Origin of the sequence: uncultured Campylobacter sp. (genome assembly GCF_938002845.1) — a bacterium.
GTDB lineage: Bacteria > Campylobacterota > Campylobacteria > Campylobacterales > Campylobacteraceae > Campylobacter_B.
In genome coordinates, this window is the sequence record NZ_CALKZP010000004.1 from 1 (window position 1) to 16,640 (window position 16,640).

General features: G+C 46.9%; 15 protein-coding genes and 1 pseudogene. 9 read left to right on the plus strand and 7 right to left on the minus strand.

The genetic code is table 11. The features are described from left to right. From Q0224_RS00240 to Q0224_RS00260, 5 genes are all read right to left on the minus strand, one after another. Positions 1–1,048: hypothetical protein (locus Q0224_RS00240; RefSeq protein ID WP_297948009.1), on the minus strand; the 1,048-nt coding region annotated here is incomplete at its 3' end. A 68-nt stretch (positions 1,049–1,116) separates the two neighbouring features. Beyond that, positions 1,117–2,106, minus strand: a complete 990-nt coding sequence (locus Q0224_RS00245; RefSeq protein ID WP_297948011.1) for a hypothetical protein — start codon at positions 2,104–2,106, stop codon at positions 1,117–1,119. 75 nt (positions 2,107–2,181) lie between these two features. After that, on the minus strand, positions 2,182–2,775 hold the full coding sequence (locus Q0224_RS00250; protein ID WP_297922532.1) for a hypothetical protein: 594 nt from the start codon (positions 2,773–2,775) through the stop codon (positions 2,182–2,184). A 282-nt stretch (positions 2,776–3,057) separates the two neighbouring features. Next, complete coding sequence (gene rpsU, locus Q0224_RS00255) at positions 3,058–3,270, minus strand: 30S ribosomal protein S21 (RefSeq protein ID WP_005869392.1); 213 nt, start codon at positions 3,268–3,270, stop codon at positions 3,058–3,060. A gap of 51 nt (positions 3,271–3,321) precedes the next feature. Next, complete coding sequence (locus tag Q0224_RS00260; RefSeq protein ID WP_297948014.1) at positions 3,322–3,954, minus strand: hypothetical protein; 633 nt, start codon at positions 3,952–3,954, stop codon at positions 3,322–3,324. Positions 3,955–4,125: 171 nt separating this feature from the next. Between Q0224_RS00260 and Q0224_RS00265 the strand changes: the two are divergent. The 5 genes and pseudogenes from Q0224_RS00265 to Q0224_RS00285 all read left to right on the plus strand — a co-directional run bounded on the left by Q0224_RS00265 (position 4,126) and on the right by Q0224_RS00285 (position 11,398). After that, positions 4,126–6,438, plus strand: a pseudogene (locus Q0224_RS00265) (ribonucleoside triphosphate reductase). Between the two features lie 17 nt (positions 6,439–6,455). Next, positions 6,456–7,178 (plus strand): anaerobic ribonucleoside-triphosphate reductase activating protein, encoded by a 723-nt coding sequence (locus Q0224_RS00270; protein ID WP_297948017.1) that lies wholly within the window; start codon positions 6,456–6,458, stop codon positions 7,176–7,178. A gap of 323 nt (positions 7,179–7,501) precedes the next feature. Then, complete coding sequence (locus Q0224_RS00275; RefSeq protein ID WP_177387058.1) at positions 7,502–8,524, plus strand: ribonucleotide-diphosphate reductase subunit beta; 1,023 nt, start codon at positions 7,502–7,504, stop codon at positions 8,522–8,524. A 282-nt stretch (positions 8,525–8,806) separates the two neighbouring features. Beyond that, entirely contained in the window at positions 8,807–9,442 is a 636-nt protein-coding gene (locus tag Q0224_RS00280; RefSeq protein WP_297896800.1) for a protein-L-isoaspartate(D-aspartate) O-methyltransferase, read from the plus strand. A gap of 153 nt (positions 9,443–9,595) precedes the next feature. After that, complete coding sequence (locus tag Q0224_RS00285) at positions 9,596–11,398, plus strand: hypothetical protein (protein ID WP_297948020.1); 1,803 nt, start codon at positions 9,596–9,598, stop codon at positions 11,396–11,398. Positions 11,399–11,832: 434 nt separating this feature from the next. Here the strand turns inward: Q0224_RS00285 and Q0224_RS00290 are convergent, their stop codons facing one another. Both Q0224_RS00290 and Q0224_RS00295 read right to left on the minus strand, forming a co-directional pair. Continuing rightward, positions 11,833–12,342, minus strand: coding sequence for a molybdenum cofactor biosynthesis protein MoaE (locus Q0224_RS00290; protein ID WP_297948023.1), 510 nt, complete (start codon positions 12,340–12,342; stop codon positions 11,833–11,835). A 15-nt stretch (positions 12,343–12,357) separates the two neighbouring features. Next, the gene (locus Q0224_RS00295) at positions 12,358–12,579 is read right to left on the minus strand and encodes a MoaD/ThiS family protein (RefSeq protein WP_297948029.1); all 222 of its coding nucleotides are present in this window, start codon (positions 12,577–12,579) and stop codon (positions 12,358–12,360) included. 84 nt (positions 12,580–12,663) lie between these two features. Between Q0224_RS00295 and nspC the strand changes: the two genes are divergently transcribed. The 4 genes from nspC to selD all read left to right on the plus strand — a co-directional run bounded on the left by nspC (position 12,664) and on the right by selD (position 16,576). Then, positions 12,664–13,821, plus strand: coding sequence for a carboxynorspermidine decarboxylase (gene nspC / locus Q0224_RS00300; protein WP_297948032.1), 1,158 nt, complete (start codon positions 12,664–12,666; stop codon positions 13,819–13,821). Positions 13,822–13,916: 95 nt separating this feature from the next. After that, on the plus strand, positions 13,917–14,876 hold the full coding sequence (locus Q0224_RS00305; protein WP_297901892.1) for a formate dehydrogenase subunit gamma: 960 nt from the start codon (positions 13,917–13,919) through the stop codon (positions 14,874–14,876). A gap of 84 nt (positions 14,877–14,960) precedes the next feature. Continuing rightward, entirely contained in the window at positions 14,961–15,557 is a 597-nt protein-coding gene (yedF, locus tag Q0224_RS00310) for a sulfurtransferase-like selenium metabolism protein YedF (protein ID WP_297948035.1), read from the plus strand. Beyond that, positions 15,557–16,576: a selenide, water dikinase SelD gene (gene selD, locus Q0224_RS00315; protein ID WP_297948036.1), complete on the plus strand. Its 1,020-nt coding sequence runs from the start codon at positions 15,557–15,559 to the stop codon at positions 16,574–16,576. Before yedF ends, selD begins: the two co-directional genes overlap by 1 nt. Positions 16,577–16,640 lie beyond the last annotated feature (64 nt).

Consider the following 16,640-nt stretch of genomic DNA (forward strand, 5'->3'; position numbering starts at 1 on the left):
TGTTATACCCCTCGATATATCTGAATCTCGATAAAACTATTTTAAAGGATTCCACATCGTCTAAAGTATACTTATCGCCGAGCTTTACGTAGTTAAAATTCCTACTAGTAAGCATATGAAAATTGCTAAATTTTTGCTTTAAATTTAGCGTATGAATTGCCGTGGATGCAGCGTCGTTATCGCAGCTATTGATTTCGCTCTCATCAAAGGCAAGCGCGAGGCAAATTTCATCTCCGCAGATTACCTTTATATCTTTGGCGCGGCTGTTTATACGGATGGTCTGTCGCCACCCATCGCCCTCTATCTCAAAGACGTTGCGAGCGAGTTTTTTGGCTATTTCATCTCCGACATGGCCTCTGGCTTCTGGTTTATCAGCCCAACCAAGCGCAGAGTAGTTCTGCTTTTGCGGAAAATCCGCAAGCGGAGTTTGAAGCTCGCTTATAGCGTTTAAATTTTCCTCGGTGCCTTGCGGAGCTGCAAAAGATGTGCCCCTCATAGAGTGTAGATTAAAGAAACCGATAAATTTCCTCACGACCTTATGCGCCGTTTGAGAAAATATCTTGGCTTCATTTTCAAAAAGCGAAATATCGTAGATGCCGTAGCTATAATATCCAAGCTCTCCACTTACCCACCTTTCGTCCGGCGAACGATCGATCTCGTCGTATCCATAGTAGCGCCCTGGCATATCTTTTTGTAGCAAAAAGTCGTCGCTGTCATTATCTTTGTATCTAAGCCAAACTCCGAATTCGTCCTTGATATATAGGTAATCAAACTCCGCGCCCTTCGCAAAATCGCCTTTGCCTAGCCAAAATACAGGCCTTTTGTCTAAGGGCGGCAGAGCGGCGACCGGGGGCAAATTTTGCAGCTCTTTTTCAAATTTTTCATCGATATAATCGCAAGCGCTAGTGGGCATACTAGGATCGCAACCCTCGGGCGTATCGGATGAAAAAAGCAAATTTAAAATCACAAATATATACAGCACAAAAAGCACGCATGCAACGCTCACGACCAAGGCGGTAATTTTTAAAATTTTTATAAAAGTTTTCATGTCCAAATTTTACCTCGTTGCACCTAAAAAGCATAAAATTTTGCTTTAAATTTGAAATCCTCCGCGTATTATCTGTACGCCTCATCTATTGCTTCGCTAAGGCTTTTTAGCAGCTCGTCCGCGGCTTCCGTCTTATCGCGTGCGCCGCGATTTTTGCCGTTTGAGGCGCCGGGTCCCGTTCCGCTGGCGCAGTCTTGTACGAAATACCACCAAAAATACCCGCCCACGTAGTTTTTCACGTAGCGCGGCATCGTATAATACCGCCTCATCATCGCCTTTCTGCTCACCTGCGTAGCGTCCGACGCGGTATTTCCGCACTCGCCGATGCCGAGCTTCGAAGCGGGAAAGGCGCTTTGCAGATCTGTAAAAATTTCGCTCCAATCGGGCGCAAAGCCCTCATTGTCGTCTTCGTAGTAGCTTACGAAAAGATAATCCAGCCCCCCTTTCATATCCTGCGGCACGAATTTTTGCAGCCACTCGCGCATTTCTATTTTTTGTACTCCGCTCGGTGTATAATACGCCGTAAGCGCCGTTTTAGCGCCTTTCTTGTGGATGAACTCGAAGGCCGCGATCATCTTAGCGGCGATGAAATTCGCATCGTCCCCGAGCCAGCCCTCGCCGTTTATTTCGTTGCCGATCTCCCAGATCGCGACGTAGGGCGCGAGCGCGGCGAAGGCGTCCGCGAATCTCTTTTCGTAACTTTTCACGCTTTTGTATGAGCTCATCTCGTAGGAGTCCACGGGGCAGGCCATCACGTACGAAACCTCGCTAAGCCGCCTAAAAAGAGGCTCGTACTCGCGCGGAGCGATATCTTTTGACATCACGACGCGCACGGTCGGCTTTACGGGTAGGGCTTGCAGGGCGCGCACGATGCTTTGCAGCTTCGCGCCTGCGGCGTCTTGCGCGTCATCGTACCAGCCGTCGTCGATCGTAACGCCCCAGATGAAGTCGGATTTAAAATTTTGTTTTGAAATTTTATTTGGATTTTCGCCGTAAAGCGCCCCGCAAAATAGCGCCCCGCAAAACAGCGCGAGAAATATGTGTTTGAAATAGACCACGGCTTGCTCCTTAATTTGAAATTTTAAAAATTAGCTCTTTGCTGGTCTTTTCACAACCGATCAAGCAATCAAAATTTATCTCTTGCCTCTAAGATCATAAGAATAATACGAACGAGAAAAACCCTCTACGCTGAACATAGCAAAAGCGTTAAGCGCAAGAGCCGCTAAGCTTAGTAGCACCGTAGCAGGCAGTGAAAAACGCGCCAAAAACGCATTTGCAATAGCAGCAAGTACAAGCGCGATAAAGCAATATGAAAATATCGCAACTCCGCTAGTATCGGCAAGCTCCTGATAAAATCTATAAAAAAACAGAAACGATGCGATGAATCCCAATGCAAGTAGTATTTGAGCGATGATGCCGCCCGCTAAAAATATAAATAACAATACGCCTATAAATATCGCCGCAAAGGCAATGGCTGCGTTACGCAAAAGACTGCGGCTTGCAGTAAGTTTAGAGATATTATAAACGCTAAAGATAAAAAGCACGAATGCCGCTGCGCTTAGTAATACTCCCAATCCGCCGTAAATTCCTAATAGCAATAGCACTAATTCGGCTATAGCTTTTAAGGCGCAGGCTGCGATGAAGGTGTATTTGATGAGTGCTACTTCTTTTTCTTGAGGGTTTGAGGGCTGCTGTCCTTGAGTGTGGAGGTAGTCGTTTAAGTCCATGGTTGCTCCTTTAAAATTTAGCAAAAGTATATCTAAAAAACGAATAGGTAAAAATAAATTTCAAAATTTAGCGGCTCGCCGGCGGATATGTTGTATAAAGCAGATGCCGCAAAAAGGCGGGTAAATCGGGTAAATTTAATTAGATAAATTTTAAAATTTAGATCGGAATTTCGGCGCTGACGCGGCGGGTAAAATTTTAAGCGGGCTGTAAATTTAAAAAAGATGTGAGATAAAATTTCGCGCAGACCTGCAAATTTAAAATCCGCAAATCCGCGCAAACCGCTACAAGCGTGACTCGTAGCGACGTAGCGTGTAAAGACGTTTAAGCATCTTTTTGCGAGCTGAAATTTTTTGCTTTTTGCGGACTTCCGTCATCGGCTCAAAAAATCGTCTCGCGCGAACCTCGGTAACGACTAGGTTACGATCGGTCTGCTTTTTAAAGCGTCTGTAAGCTTCGTCAAATGATTCGTTCGGATATACCTTTACTCCAGGCACTTTCCTCACCGCCTTTCAAAAAAATGAATTGTGAGTTTAGCGAAAAATTCCTTAAATTTGCTTTTGAAGCGCTTTTTTATATTTCCACACGCTTTTGTTGTTGCGAGTATCTATCATCGAAAGCTCTAAAAGTAGGCTTTCGCTTGCTTGTACGGTAGAATTTTTAGATGCAGAATTTAAGCTTTTTAGTTTTTTAGATCCTGCCTTACCGTCGTTTGTCGTAGTGGGGCTTTGCGGTAAAATTTTACCTACCAATATGTAATCCGGCGCGTAGATCGAGCCGCTTTCTACGGCGTGATAGCCACGGCTTACGCCATCGTTGCTAAATACGAGCTCATCTTTACTTGGAGCGTCGGTGACGACTGCTTTGCCTGAATGCAGCAGCGAAATTCTAATTTTTTTGCTCAAAAATTCCGCATCTACGCCGTGCGCGTTCGTCCCGTCCAGTGGTTCGATGCCGACGACACTAAATTTACCGCCTTTCTTGCCGACAATACGCTTTGAGAGTAGATCAGCGATGCTTTCGCCTGCAATGCGCTCCAGATATGCGTTTGGATATCCTGCGTGATCGATGCCTCCGGTAAGCGCCGAATTATCCGTGCTTTTAGAGCCTTTAAGCGCAGCGCAGCCTGCTAAAAAGACACATAGTAAAATCACGAAAAAACTTATTTTAAAATTTTTCATAGCATTTCCAAATTTTATAAAATAAACTCTGCGATTATAGCGAGATTTGGTTAAATTTCGTTTTTTATAAGCAAAATTTGTAACGGATATTCCGCTCGTTCCTTTAATTTTGAGTTAAAGATTCCTTGATATACTTTCTGCCAATTTATTCAGAAAATTCGCGGGGTTATTATGAAGAGAATCATTAAAAGAGACGGAAGTTTTCAAGAATTTCAATCCTACAAAATAAAAGATGCTATCAAAAAAGCCTACAAAAGCGTCGGTACCGAGTTTGACGAAAAGGTTTTTGATAACGTAATGGGCGCGATCGTTTTTAAGGATAAATTAAGCGTAGAAGATATTCAGGATCTCATCGAGAAAAAGCTCTTCGAAGCGGGCGATTTCGCCGTTTTGAAAAGCTTTATGATCTATCGCCACACGCACAAGATGCAGCGTGAGCACATTTTGGGGCTTGAGGAGGATACGACATATATCAACTGCACCCAGACGGTCAATGAATATATCAGCAAGCAGGATTGGCGAATTTTGGCAAATTCCAATACCAGCTACTCAAACGCGGGTCTTATCAATAACACCGCCGGCAAGGTCATTGCAAACTACTGGCTAGATAAAATTTACTCTCGCGAGGAGGGCGCGGCACACCGAAACGGCGACTATCATATCCACGATCTGGACTGCCTTACGGCGTATTGCGCGGGCTGGAGCTTGCGTGTGCTTCTAAACGAGGGCTTTAACGGCGTGCGCGGCAGAGTCGAAAGCAAGGCGCCGAAGCATTTCCGCGAAGCGCTGTATCAGATGGCAAATTTCCTTGGAATTTTACAAAGCGAGTGGGCGGGCGCGCAGGCGTTTAGTAGCTTTGACACCTATCTGGCGCCATACGTTTTCCGGGATAAATTAAGCGACGATGAGGTTAAAAAGGCGATCACTAGCTTCGTGTTCAACCTAAACGTTCCGGCGCGCTGGGGGCAGAGCCCGTTTACCAATGTCACCATCGATATGACCTGCCCGGATGATCTAAAAACGCAGATCCCTACGCATAATAACGAGCATCTGTTTAAAAATTTACACGACGATGAGCTTTTGGCCGAAGCTAAAAGGCGCGGTAAGGACTCGCTCGAGGCGATGACTTACGGCGATTTCGAGCCTGAGATGAACCGCATCGTGATAGCGTTTTACGAGGTTTTAACGACGGGCGATAAGTGCGGTCAGCCGTTTACCTTCCCGATTCCTACGGTAAATTTAACGGAGGAGTTTGATTGGGATACTCCTGCAGCCGACGCGGTTTTTGAAAACACCGCCAAGGTAGGCTCCAGTTATTTTCAAAATTTTATCGGCTCGCAATATATCACGAATGAAAAGGGCGAGCGCGTACCCAATCCAAAGGCGTATAAGCCTGGCGCCGTACGCTCGATGTGCTGCCGCTTGCAGCTCGATCTGCGCGAGCTTCTAAAGCGCGGCGGAGGGCTTTTCGGAAGCGCGGAGATGACGGGAAGCATCGGCGTCGTAACGATAAATTTAGCTCGCCTAGGCTATCTGTATAAAAATAACGAAGAGGCGCTGTATGCGAGGCTGGATGAACTTTTAGAGCTTGCTAAATCAACGCTTGAAAAGAAGCGAAAATTTGTAACCGAGATGTTTGAGCGCGGTTTGTATCCATATACGAAGCGCTATCTGCCGGGCTTTAACAACCATTTCAGTACCATCGGTATCAACGGTGCAAACGAGATGATCCGAAATTTCAGCGGCAATAAAGAAGATATTACGACGGAATTCGGGCGTAAATTTGCCCTTAAAATGGTTGAATATCTGCGCGAGAAGATCCGCTCGTTTCAAGAACAGACTGGAAATTTATACAATCTCGAAGCCACGCCTGCCGAGGGAACTACGTATCGCTTCGCCAAAGAGGATAAGAAGCGCTACTCAGACATCATCCAAGCGGGGTTTGATAAAAATATATACTACACCAATTCGACGCAGCTTCCGGCAAATTTCGGAAGCGATCCGTTTGAGGCGCTGGCGATGCAGGACGAGCTGCAAAGCTCCTATACCGGCGGCACGGTGCTGCATCTGTATATGAAGGAGCGTATCAGTTCGGCTCAGGCGTGCAAACAGCTCGTAAAAAGCGTAGTGCAAAACTATAAGCTTCCTTATATCACGATCACGCCGATTTTTAGCGTCTGCCATAAGCACGGCTACATCAGCGGCGAGCATGAATACTGCCCGAAATGTGACGAGGAGCTGCTGGCGGAATATAAAGCCAAGCAGAGCAAGGGCGCCTAAATAGCGATTTAAATTTTAATCTTAATGAAAGGATGGAGAATGGAATTTCCAAAAGAGTTAGAAGTAAAACGCACAAAATGCGTAGTTTATACGAGAGTAATGGGCTATTTGCGCCCCGTAGAGAGCTTTAATATCGGAAAAAAGGGCGAACACAAAGAGCGCGTCTTTTTTGAAGAGAAAAAAGACAAAAAGCAGATCGCCTAGTCGCCGCTACCGGCCAAATGCAACAAACGCATACGAAGCCGCCGCAAGCCTTAAACCTGCGTAATGCGCAGATTTATGAGATTACGCCGTTTACGATGCTTGATTTTGCTGATCACATCGCCGCGATTGCGTGGTTTTGCGGCTGCAATATGCGCTGCATCTACTGCTACAACCCCCAAATCGTTACTTCAGGGGGTAAAATTTCAAACGAAGAGTTTCTGCGCTTTTTGGATGCGCGCGCGGGCAAGCTTCAGGGCATCGTATTTAGCGGCGGCGAATGCACCTGTGCGAGCGATTTTATCCCGCTGGCGCACGAAGTTAAGCGGCGCGGCTTTTTGCTCAAGGTTGATACCAACGGCTCAAATCCACAAAAGATCGAAGAGGCGCTAAACTTAGGGCTGATCGATTATATTGCACTTGATTTTAAGGGGTCGCGGCAGGATTTTGAGCTCATCACGAAGTCAAGCTTATATGATAAATTTCTGCAAACTCTTAGGCTTTTGCTGCGGCAAAATTTTAAATTTGAGGTGCGCACGACCGTGCATGCGGATTTTTTAAACGAAGCAAAGATCGAGCAGATGGCGCAAATTCTATACAGCGAGGGCTACCGCGGCGTTTATTATCTGCAAAACTTCCTGCCTACCGGCGATAATTTTGGCCATTTAGACGCGCCGCTTGCGAGCTTTGATCCGAGCAAAATTCGTACCGAGCTAAAGATAGAGCTTCGAAATTTTGATTAAATTTGCGCCGTCGCGCGCGTCTTGTCGCGATGAATGCGATGAAATTTTATTTAGCGCGCCGCGCATTGTTTGGCGTATATTGAGCTGCGATAAATTTCGCCTTGCGGGAAGCTTTAAAATTTATCTTGCCGCCGCTTGCTATGTTTAAATTCCGCTTCGCTTGCGACGTAAAATTCTATGTTTATCAAGGGCTTTAAATTTTATACCGCGTAAATTTAACTTCTCGCCAAATTTCACGCCGCGTAGCCATTGCCGCTTCAAAACAAAAGGTAAATTTAGCTTGCTTTGGCTAAAATACGCCGAAATTTTTAAAAAGGCAAAAAATGGATAGGAAAAAAATCTACAACCCCTTCTCTGACGAGACCCTTACCGATCGTAAGGTTTTCGGCGGCAATCCGCAGGGCATTTTAAATTTTACCAAGGCGAAATATCAATGGGCGCTGAAACTTTGGGATCTGATGGAGGCCAACACTTGGTTTCCTAAAGAGGTCGATACCACCGACGACGTGCGCGATTATAACTTCAATCTCACAAGCGCCGAGAAGCGGATGTACGATCTCGTGTGGAGCCAGCTGATATCGATGGATAGCTTTCAGACCAACAATCTCGCCGATAATATCAACCCCTACATCACGGCTCCGGAGATCAACGCCGTGCTCGCTCGCCAAGCCTACGAGGAGGCCAACCACAGCAAATCCTACGCCGTCATGGTCGAGGCGATCTGTGAAAATACTGATCTGATTTACGAGATGGAGAAGCACGACGATATGCTTCGCAGGAAAAACGACTATATCTCAAGCGTCTATGAGGAGCTCGCGGGCGAGGTTAGCGACGATAAGCTGCTGCTAGCGATGGTGGCAAATCAAATTTTAGAAGGGATCTACTTCTACAGCGGCTTTACCTCGATCTATGCGCTTGCTCGCGCGGGCAAGATGCTAGGCAGCGCGCAGATGATCCGCTTCATACAGCGCGACGAGATCACGCATCTGCTGCTCTTTCAAAACATGATAAATTCCGTCCGCAAGGAGCGCGCCGATCTGTTTAATAAGCGCAACGTGGATAAAATTTACGAGATGTTCGAGACGGCGGGGAACTTAGAGATCGATTGGGGCAAATACATCACGGATAACCAAATCATGGGCTTTACGGACGACATCATCGAAGAATACATCCACTACCTGGTCGATCAGCGCCTGCTCGCCATCGGGCTTGAGAAGCGATACGGCGCGAAACATCCGATAAAATGGGTTGATGATTTTTCTAAATTTAACGATCAAAAGAGCAACTTTTTCGAGAGCAAGGTCACGAACTACAGCAAAGGAAGTTTGAGTTTCGATGATTTTTAGCGGATTTTGCGGTTTGAAATTTTGCTCTGCCGCATCGCGGCACGGATACTTTGCAGATACTTGTCCGGCATGGTTTGGATGCGCGATAAGCGCAGAAGCCGTATTACCTGCAAAATTTTTGAAATTTAGCCGCGCTATGTATTTAAAAAACGCAACTCATGCTCTTTTAGCGCGGAATGGGCACTTTGGCGGCATTTTTAAAAGCTCTATTGGTTTGGAATTTAAACATAGCAAAAGCCTTTGCGGCTTTAAATTTAACGTCTGGTCGGGCGGGAGCGCGTTATGGTCTCGCTAGAGCGGCTTCGCTGCGAAAAGATGGCGAACGACATCGCCGAGCAGGTTAGCTTAAATCCGGCGCTTTTTGAGGCGTTTTGCAGCGTCGCTAGAAGCGAGTTTGCCCCGCTCGGAGCGCACGCTTTCAGCCTTAACGCGCAGCCCATTTTGGCAAGCCAGTGGATCAGCTCGCCGCTGACGGTCGCGCGCATGACGATGGCGCTAAGCGTGGATCCGAAGGTCGAGAAAATTTTAGAGATCGGCTGCGGCAGCGGCTATCAAGCGGCGATTTTAAGCAGGATGGTTCACCGCGTCTTTGCCGTCGAGCGCGTCGAGCGGCTGGTAGGCGAGGCGAAAAGACACTTCGCAAATCTCGGGATTTCAAATATCAGCCTACGCCACGACGACGGCAACGCGGGGTGGAAAAATTTTGCTCCTTTCGATAGGATATTGCTTTCCGCGTGCGCCGAGCGGATCGACGAGCGGCTGTTTGCACAGCTGGCAATCGGCGGGATTTTGGTCGCTCCGATGAATAGAGGCGGCTCGCAAAAGATCGTTAGGTTTAGTAAAATTTCGCCAAGCGAGATCAAAGAAGAGGAGCTCGGCGCCTGCGAGTTCGTCCCGTTGGTGCAGGGTCGCGGATAGATCTAGCGCGCAGTAAATTTTAAAATTTCCTACCGCCGCGGGCGCGTAAATTTAATAAAATTTGCTTTCGCGCTCCGTCGCGAGATCAGATTTTATTAATTATTTATTTAAATTCAAGTACAATACACAATTTTGATCTTACAAGGATGAGTCATGCAAGATTTTAGCAAGGAAAAGATAGAGTCGCTGGTCGCCAGCTGGAAAAATCACAACAAAAACCAATTCTGGCTTAAAAAACAAACCTCGATTTCAAAGTATTTAGGCGAGATCAAACGTTGCCTCGCAAGCTTTGATGAAACCGAGAACGAGTTTTTGCAAACTCTGTATATAAATCTCAGCGACGGCAATCTTAGAAGCTGCAAAATTTTATCTTTAGGCGAGAAGTTCGCGCACGCCGAGTATTTCTTTATGGATCAGTTTTTTGATTCCAATATCAGCGCGTTTTATTACGATTTCGCTTTTAAAGACCGTATCGTCGGCAAAAAGGAGCTGTTTCCTAAAAATGCCGTAAAAAGCGTAGATAGCGTGCTTAGCGGCGAGGATAAAAACATCGTCTCGCTTTATGTTTTTATCGAAAATATCGTCAAAAATTTCAATAGCTATTCGCAGGAGCGCACCGCTCGCGATATTTTCAAACAAAAGCTAGTCAATTTTTACGACGAGCTTTACAGGCTTCTTACGGCGGTAGATAGCGCTTTGGCGATCGATTTTTTCGATGTCGCGCTGCATAATCAGCCCTTCGTGCTGATGGAATTTTTAAAATCCGCGATAAATGCCGATAATTTCTATCTGATCGACAGCTATCTAAGCGACGACGGAATGCTAAATTTAGGGCTTGCCGAGGGCGGCGATTTTGCGCAAATTTCGCGCGAGAAGCTCTATCTGCTAGCTAGCATATTTGCGCAGTGCAACGACGAGTTTCCGACGCTCGTTTATCGCGACGAGACCGCGCAAATTTTATCCTTGCTCTACGACGAAAAGGTTGAAATTTTTGAAGAATTTTACGAAGTAAGTTCGCGATTTATCGCGGAATTTACCCCGTATCCGCAGGATGTCGTGGGCGCAGCTAGGATCGTGTATTCGTCGCTATTTTTCGAATACGTCAAAAATTACAAAAGCGAAGAGGTAGCGAAAAATACGATATTTTACGGCGCGATCGGTACTGGCAAGACCCGTAGGCTGCGATCTTTGATCACCGAAAAGAAACTTGCGGCGAAAAATTTCCGCTACGTTTGCCTGCACGAAGGCTTTGAATACCGCGATTTCATCGACGGATCTTACGGCGAAAACTTCATTAGCGGCGAGTTTAAGGCGCTGTGCAAAGAGGCGCTAAACGATCCGAAGGGCGAGTATTATTTTTTGATCGACAATGCAAGTGCTGCGAGGTTGGATAAAATTTTTGGCGAGGCGGCGGTGCTTTTGGATCGTCGCTACGACGAGGAAGACGAGCTTTCGCTGATCCGCACGAAAAACTCCCACATAATCGACGGCTTTGAAGAGGGCGAGAAAGCGCGCGCCAGCGTCGTTTTAAAGGATGGCCGCTCATATTTTGCAGTGCCTAAAAATTTATACGTCCTATGCACTCTAAGTGAGCACAAATGCGTTTCGCCGTCGATTGCAAAGGCGTTTAGATGGATCAGATGCGAGTGCGATTACGGCGCGCTTGAGGATTATTTAAGAGATCGCGAGATCGTAAATGCAAGCGCGGTCGTTGCGGTTTGCAAGGCGCTGAATAAGTTTATCGCCGATGAGGCAAGCGGTCTCTGCGCGATTGGACATGGCGTATTTATGGGGCTAGGACGCTACCAAAACAACGCTCAGATCATGCAAGAGGGGCTAAACGGCTTTTTTGCCGAGGTGCTTGAGCCGATCTTTAAGTGCGCAGCAAGCGGCGAAGATACCGCTACGAGCCTTAGCGAGCGCATCGCCGAAGCTAAAGGCGTGTTTAAATTTTAGCCGCCGCTTAGCAGAGATGGCTATTTGCAATGAAATTTTAAAATTTTATCGTATTGCGTTTCATTTGCGCTCACGGATACGGCGCGCGAAATTGGGTTTAAATTTTATTTTACGCCGCACGGGTTTACAAGACGATTATAGCGCCATTTTATTTGCTGTGCAGCACATCGACTGGATTGATTAAATTTGCTATAAATTTAGACTTGAAATTTTAGTTTTCGCTTGCCATTCTTATAGGAGCGCGGGCACGGAGTTGGATTGAAATTTTGAGCTTTAAATTTAGCCTCAGCCGCTAAATTTACACAAAATCTTTATTTTGAAATTCTGCAGTATTTTCTAAGCGGAATTTTGCTTGTCGGCGCAATTTCTGTTTTGATTAAATTTGATTGAATTGAAGCAAGCCTGTGGGGATAAAACAACGCATGCTTTTAAATTTAGCTCAAAAGCCCTGCGCCTTTTACTTTCTGCGAGCGATCCGCCGCATAGATCCTATCTCCGCCTACTACTTTGCCGCCCTCGATTTTGCCGCCCTTTACGTCGTATTTCCAGATCGGCGCAGCCGCCTTGAAATCCTCCACAAACTCGTTTATTAGCGCCAGAGCGACCTTGCGCTGTGGGCTTACGACGCCTGCGACGTAGGAGCTTTCGTGAATCGGCACACTCCCGTTTGCATGTGCAAAAAGCACGAATGCGCCCTGTGCCGCGGCCTTTTGCTGCCACGCTTCAAACCACGTCCGCAAAATCGGCTCGTATATATCGAAGCTCAGCGCGCAGATGCCGCCCTCTTCGCGCACGATACCTACGAAGGTGATGAACGCGCCGCAATTTACGTCCTTAAATTTAGCGTACCAGCGCGATAAAATCGCGTTCACGTCCAAGCTGCCCTCATAAATTTCAGGCTTGATCTCGCTTAAAAGTTCTGGATTAAATTTAGTCTCGCTCATCGCCGCCTCCTAAGCTTAGCCGCCGCAAACGGGAGGCAGAAGGCTCACGCGATCGCCGGATTTGAGCTCGAAATTCGCATCATAAATCATCTTATCGTTTACCGCTACGGCGCAGTTTGCGAGCCACTCCCGCAGACTTTCGTCCTTTTGCAGCTCCGCTTTTACCTCTTGCAAGGAGTTTGCATTTAGGCGCAGGGGCTCGCGCCCGATCGGCCCTAAAAATTCTACCTCTACCATTTTTGTCCTTTTTTAAAGATTGGGCGATTTTAACTAAAAATTCATAAAATTTTATATAATTGCGTAAAAATTTAATGAGGGAAAATGATGAAAATCGATGAAATTTCGACCCCCGCTTACGTGTGCGAGGAGCAAAAACTGGTAAAAAATTTAGAAATTTTACGCGGTGTAGGCGAGCGAAGCGGTGCAAAAATTCTATGCGCACTAAAAGGCTTTGCGTTTAGCTTCGCGATGCCTTACGTAGACAGATATCTCTGGGGCGCCACTTGCAGCGGCCTGCACGAGGCAAAATTTGCCGCGGAATTTATCAAAAACGGCGAAATCCACACATACTCGCCCGCATTCAAAGAGGATGATTTGGATGAAATTTTAAAAATTTCAAATCACGTCGTATTCAATAGCGCCGCGCAGTGGCAAAAATATCGCGCAAAAGCGCTTGCTACGGGCGCATCGTGCGGCTTGCGGCTAAATCCGCAGACCTCCTTCGCACCCAAAGACGCTTACAATCCGTGCGGCAGCTTTAGCAGGCTCGGGATGAGCCTTGAAGCGCTGCAGCGGGCGATCTTGCAAGACGGCGAGTTTCTGAGCGGCATCTCGGGGCTGCATTTTCACGCGCTGTGCGAAGAAAGTGCTCAGAGCCTAGAGCGGGTGCTTGAGGTTTTCGAGGCGAAATTTAGCAAATATTTCAGAGGCCTAAAGTGGCTAAATTTCGGCGGCGGTCATCATATCACGCGCGCAGGCTACGATGTAGAGCTGCTGATAGATCTGATCAAAAAATTTCGCGAAAAATACGAAGTCGAAATTTATCTTGAGCCCGGCGAAGCGGTCGGCTGGGAGTGCGGATATTTGGTCGCTAGCGTGCTTGATATTGTGGAAAACGGCGCTAAAATCGCTATTTTAGATGCCTCTTCTGAAGCGCACATGCCCGATACCGTGCTGATGCCGTATCGCCCTGCGGTGCGCGGCGAGAGTAAGAGCGGTAAATTTAGCTACCGCTTCGGCGGCAATACCTGCCTCGCAGGCGATGTCGTGGGGCTTGAGAGTGGGCAGCCCGAGTATAAATTTGACGCGCCGCTAAATATCGGCGATCGGGTGATTTTCGAGGATCAGATTCACTACACGATCGTGAAAAATACGACCTTTAACGGCATCAAGCTGCCCGATCTTGTTCTGGTAGATGAGCGCGGAGAGGTTTTAATGATCAAAAAATTCGGCTACGACGAGTATGCGAGGCGAAACTAGCGCCGCACTTAATGCAAAAATGTAATTTTGCTTTATAAGAAAATTTTTTGCAAAAAATGATATAATCGGCTCGAATTTTATATCTAAGGAAATCCATGAAAAGATTGTTTCTCGCGCTTTTCGCCTGTATTTATGCGCAGGCCGAAGAGAAAAAATATGCCGATATCGTGCAGGGAAATAGCGATGTTTGGGGCAATGCAAGGCTTGAAAATATCGATAGCTACGGCAACGGCTTCGGCCCGATTTTTCTGCAATTTCAAGGACATCTGCAAAGCTCGGGCTTTTTTGCTTGGTTGGCTCTTGGTGCGGTTTTGGGCGTAATCATAGCTTTTATTGGGCACTACGCGATCATAGGGCCGAAGCACTTCGATCATCACGCGGGCAAGCCGATCTACGCATTTAATAAATTTGAGCGACTATATCATCTCGTAGCGGCCGTGGCATGGGCGATCTTGGTTCCGACAGGCTTGATTATGATGTTTGGCGAAGAATTCGGCGGCGGCGCTTTCGTGAGGTTTTGTAAAAATGCTCACGGGCTAGCTACGATAGCCTTTGCCATCTCCGTCGTGCCGATGTTCTTGCTGTGGTTTTGGCGTATGCTACCGCGAGCTTACGATATAAAATGGATGATGATCGTGGGTGGCTATTTAAGCAAAAAGAAGCGCGCGATCCCTGCGGGTAAATTTAACGCAGGCCAAAAGGCATGGTTTTGGGTCGCGACTTTAGGCGGTATAGTGATGATAGCGACGGGTGCGTCAATGTTTTTCCTAGACTACGATATCCCTGCGATGAGAAGTGCGCTAGGTATGAGTCAGATCGAAATTTTAAGAGCAAGCGCGATTATTCATAATTTTTTGGGCGCGGTCTGCGCGGTATTTTTGCTTGTGCATATCTATATGGCGGTCTTTGCGATCAGCGGTGCCATCCACTCGATGATCGACGGATACAAGCCGGAGGAGGAAGTTTACGTCCTTCACCACTACTGGTATCGCGAGCTGCTCGATAAGGGGCAGATCGCCAAATCGCAATTTGAAGCGAAGTACCCGCGCTTATAACTTGGGTAAATTTTATGCGGGCCTGCTTGCGTGCGGCTCGCATTAGCTTTGAGGTTCAAAGAATTTTATTTTTAAGGATTACATATGCAACTAGATTGTCGCAATTTAAATTGCCCGGAGCCGCTTTTACGCACTAAAAAAGCTCTCGGCGAGCTAAAAATCGGAGAGAATTTAGAAATTTTAGTAAACGACGTAGCGCCGCGCGAAAACATAAAACGCTTTTTGGCTAAAAACGGCTTTGAGGCGAAAATTTCACAAGCGGGCGCCGACACGCTTATAAAAACCGTAAAAACGGACGAGCTGAAAGACAAAAGTATCGACGATATTTATTGTAATGTCACGGCGCCGAAAAGGGGCAAGGTGATATTCCTAAACGAGGAGCAGTGCGGAAGCGGCCCGATCGGAAAAAGCCTGCTTGCTAAATTTTTAGGCGCAGCGCTAAGCTTAGACGAAAAGCCAGTGAAAGTGATCTGCGTAAACAACGCCGTGCGCATAACTACCAACCGCGGCCACGAATGCTTTGAGGCGATCAAGAAGCTAAACGAAGCGGGAGCTGAAATTTTAAGCTGCGGAAGCTGCCTAGAGGGTTACAAACTGGTCGATAAGCTCGCGATCGGCGAGATTTCAAATGCATACGAAATCATGGACGTCCTATCGAAATACGAAGTAATCAAGCTATGATCTACAGAGATTTTAACCTAACTAAATTTATTGCAGCCGCCGGTTGAGCCGCCAAGCTTGACCCGGCGGGTCTAACCGAAAATCTTGGAAATTTAATCGAGCCCAATGCAAGCCTGCTTTCGTCAATCTGCAGCAACGAAGATGCGAGCGTATTTCGTATAAGCGACGATCTTGCGCTCGTGCAGACACTCGATTTTATTACTCCTTTAGTGGACGATCCGTTTATCTTCGGACAGATCGCGGCGGCAAACTCCCTAAGCGACGTATTTGCAATGGGCGGCGAAGTGATAAATGCCCTAAACATCGTGGGTTTTGACGATTGTCATTTCTCAAACGAAATTCTGCGCGAAATTCTGCGTGGCGGCAAAGACAAGATTAAAGAGTGCGGAGGAGTCTTGGTAGGCGGCCACACCATCTCTACTGCAGAAATTTATTACGGGCTTAGCGTCACGGGGCGCGTGGATCCGCGTAAATTTTGGAGCAATAACACTGCGCGCGAAGGCGACCTGCTGATCCTAACAAAACCTCTCGGTACGGGCATTATCGCTACGGCTATTAAGGCGAAATTTCTTAAATTTGAAGAATTTCGTGACGCGGTAGAGAGCATGATTTTGTTAAATTTTTATGCCGTGGGCGCGCTAGCAGGCTTAAAAATACACGCTGCAACGGACGTGACGGGCTTTGGACTGCTTGGACACGCGCTTGAAATGATCAATGAGAGCGTAAGTTTTAAAATTTATCCTAGCAAAATTCCGCTTCTAAAAAGCGTTCTCAAATGCCTTGATGAGGGACTGATCCCCGCAGGAAGCTATAAAAATTTAAAATTTATCGCACCGGGCGTCGATTCCGAGCCGGACATAACGCTTTGCGACGCACAAACCAGCGGCGGACTTCTGCTTGCCGTAGCGGAAAAGGACGCGGCGCGAGCGCTTTCAAATTTAAAAAACGCAGGCTACGCTAGTAGCGCTATCATCGGCGAAGTTATAGCACGTGCCGAGCATAAAATTTATTTAGTTTAAATTCCTTTCATTCAGCCCCCTTTAAGCATCGCTCTTGTATAATCACAATTCTGTTTCGCACCGA

What these genes read in the sequence shown, in the direction of transcription:
- Q0224_RS00250 (WP_297922532.1), bottom strand. Translation starts at nt 2,775, where the DNA reads ATGGACTTAAACGACTACCTCCACACTCAAGGACAGCAGCCCTCAAAC.
- Q0224_RS00260 (WP_297948014.1), bottom strand. Translation starts at nt 3,954, where the DNA reads ATGAAAAATTTTAAAATAAGTTTTTTCGTGATTTTACTATGTGTCTTT.
- Q0224_RS00270 (WP_297948017.1), top strand. Translation starts at nt 6,456, where the DNA reads ATGCAACAAACGCATACGAAGCCGCCGCAAGCCTTAAACCTGCGTAAT.
- Q0224_RS00275 (WP_177387058.1), top strand. Translation starts at nt 7,502, where the DNA reads ATGGATAGGAAAAAAATCTACAACCCCTTCTCTGACGAGACCCTTACC.
- Q0224_RS00280 (WP_297896800.1), top strand. Translation starts at nt 8,807, where the DNA reads ATGGTCTCGCTAGAGCGGCTTCGCTGCGAAAAGATGGCGAACGACATC.
- Q0224_RS00285 (WP_297948020.1), top strand. Translation starts at nt 9,596, where the DNA reads ATGCAAGATTTTAGCAAGGAAAAGATAGAGTCGCTGGTCGCCAGCTGG.
- Q0224_RS00290 (WP_297948023.1), bottom strand. Translation starts at nt 12,342, where the DNA reads ATGAGCGAGACTAAATTTAATCCAGAACTTTTAAGCGAGATCAAGCCT.
- Q0224_RS00295 (WP_297948029.1), bottom strand. Translation starts at nt 12,579, where the DNA reads ATGGTAGAGGTAGAATTTTTAGGGCCGATCGGGCGCGAGCCCCTGCGC.
- nspC (WP_297948032.1), top strand. Translation starts at nt 12,664, where the DNA reads ATGATGAAAATCGATGAAATTTCGACCCCCGCTTACGTGTGCGAGGAG.
- Q0224_RS00305 (WP_297901892.1), top strand. Translation starts at nt 13,917, where the DNA reads ATGAAAAGATTGTTTCTCGCGCTTTTCGCCTGTATTTATGCGCAGGCC.
- yedF (WP_297948035.1), top strand. Translation starts at nt 14,961, where the DNA reads ATGCAACTAGATTGTCGCAATTTAAATTGCCCGGAGCCGCTTTTACGC.